Below are 2175 nucleotides of genomic sequence, written 5' to 3' on the forward strand. Positions count from 1 at the left end.
CGTTCTCATATTCTTCCATAAACCATACCTCCGCTTCAACTTACTAGAAGTATCGTCTGGTTTTCAATTTAACAAACCAATAGTAGATAGCGAGGAAGCGGAAATATTCTCATGCTCCATAGCTATCCACCTTACGACTTAAGATTAAAGATCATTTCGCTGAATTACGGTCAAAAGATACAGGATCCCGCCCTGACACAAGATTCGAATTTATGCGCTATCTCCCCTAAGAAACAGTATTTATTGTGTCACAATCCATAGAAATTGTTGTTTTTACTATCATTTTTTGTCGAATAAGTATATGTAAGTTACATGGTATTTTATACACATGTGTACATGACGAGCTTGCTCTTGGATTTCATGTTGTTGAAACTGCAAACGACGTCCATTCGTAAGACTCTCCTTACGGCTGCAACATTGAAGGGCTGGTGCAACAACCACATATGGTTATTCTATCCTGCGTGCTTCCAAACTGGAGCAAACAATCTGTGGTGCACCTGGTCGTTAGGGTCAGTCTAAAACTCGGGCTCGAAGCACCATTGACTGCCGACCTGCCTTCGCCAGCCGTAAGTAAATTATATCGCAATCTACTCATTTTCATCATCTGTTGGTGCCGCGTTAGCGGCATGGGCGTTTAAAACATAATGGCCAGATCATTTCTGGATTGCCTTTCGCACAACTGGAGCGATCTCAGTTGCCAATCTTTCAATGTTCTCCGCTACTTTTTTAAATGGCATCCCGCCCATATCCATTTGGGCCATAAATCGCTGATGTCCAAATAACTCGTATTGACGCAAAATTTTTTCAATAATCTGCTGTGAACTTCCAACAAACAAGGCAGTCTCTTCTCCAGACAGCCGTTCAAAATCCGCTCTTGAAATATCACTTTCCCAATAATTAATATGATAGGGATAGAATTCATCTCTCGCCTTCTGAGTTGTTTCAGCAATATAGACATGCCCGGTTACTCCAACCTTCAAATCTGCCGGAGCATGGCCAGCTTCATAAGCAGACTGCCGATATCTATCTACAAGCGGCTTGAACCGAATCGGATCGCCTTCAAACACCACTAGCGCTAGTCCAGTACCAAATCTGCCGGCCCTTGCAGCACTTTCTAGACTTTCTTGAACGCCGATCCATAATGGGATACTTTTCTGAACAGGTCGCGGCGAAATTTCAGCATCCAGAAATTCGGAGCGAAAACGCCCCGTCCAGGAAACCCGTTCATGGGCACTCAGCTCTCGAAATAAATGGATATTTTCTTCGAACAAATCATCGCAATCTTCCAAATTATAGCCAAATAGAGGGAAAGACTCTATATAGGCTCCACGTCCCGCCATGATTTCGGCGCGTCCATTGGATAAAAGATCAAGTGTCGCAAAATCCTCGAATAGACGTACAGGGTCTACCGTATTGAATATAGTTGCAGCACTGGTCAGTTTAATTCGCTTGGTAACTTGCGAAATTGAAGACAAGACCATCTGCGGCGATGATACTGCATAGTCCAGACGATGATGTTCGCCAACGCCAAAAACGTCCAGCCCTGCTTCATCTGCCATTTTCGCCGCTTGTATGATTTCGTTCAACCGCTGTCTTGCACTGATACTTATCCCCGTATGTGGATCTGATCTTAAATCTGCTAATGTATATATCCCAAATTCCATGCCTGAATGATCGATCTCGGGCTCTACCTTCATAATTATTTCCTCCTAACACCCTATTTAACGACCAAGAATGATCAAATATTTAAATAATTCGCCATAACCTTCTTCAAAGACGTTGATCTTACATAATATTCTGTTTTTTCAAATGGTTACGGCTTAAGCATACTTAATCTGAATCTTTAAAAGGTTAAGGAAGTTCTAGGCAACAAGAAAGCAGACCCTTTAGCCCTTTCGTCTCCCAGTAGGAGGTCGGAAGGGCATTGTTTGTGTTCCGGGACATTTCCCAAGCTCCGCATCGTGAATTGGCCAATATGAAACAAGCCCATTCCGGCATCCGACTGAATCTGCCTCTAGTCCTGTTCATGTGCCTTGGCCTGTGCATTTGCCTCCAGCTTCCTTCCGCTCCGCCTCGCGACGGACACCCTAATACGTTTAAATAAGGTATAGTAGTAGCATTCTGGGGAAAAGCCTGGACACCCCGGGACTCGATCCCTTAGGCAAGACCTGCTTT

General features: G+C 43.9%; 2 protein-coding genes and 1 pseudogene. 1 reads left to right on the plus strand and 2 read right to left on the minus strand.

Features of this window, described 5'->3' with window-relative positions; all coding sequences use genetic code 11:
* Positions 1-461: 461 nt before the first annotated feature.
* Positions 462-638, plus strand: coding sequence for a hypothetical protein (locus FU659_RS34780; protein WP_222708723.1), 177 nt, complete (start codon positions 462-464; stop codon positions 636-638).
* 15 nt (positions 639-653) lie between these two features.
* Here FU659_RS34780 and FU659_RS34785 read toward each other — a convergent pair whose 3' ends face one another.
* Positions 654-1697, minus strand: coding sequence for an LLM class flavin-dependent oxidoreductase (locus FU659_RS34785; RefSeq protein WP_147951711.1), 1044 nt, complete (start codon positions 1695-1697; stop codon positions 654-656).
* Between the two features lie 154 nt (positions 1698-1851).
* Positions 1852-1995: pseudogene (locus FU659_RS38635) on the minus strand (group II intron maturase-specific domain-containing protein); the annotation flags it as partial.
* Positions 1996-2175: the final 180 nt, after the last annotated feature.

Source organism: Paenibacillus sp. N3.4, from assembly GCF_008017805.1.
Taxonomy (GTDB): Bacteria; Bacillota; Bacilli; order Paenibacillales; family NBRC-103111; genus Paenibacillus_E.

Coding starts and splice junctions, on each gene's coding strand:
- FU659_RS34785 (WP_147951711.1), bottom strand. CDS start 1,697: ATGAAGGTAGAGCCCGAGATCGATCATTCAGGCATGGAATTTGGGATA.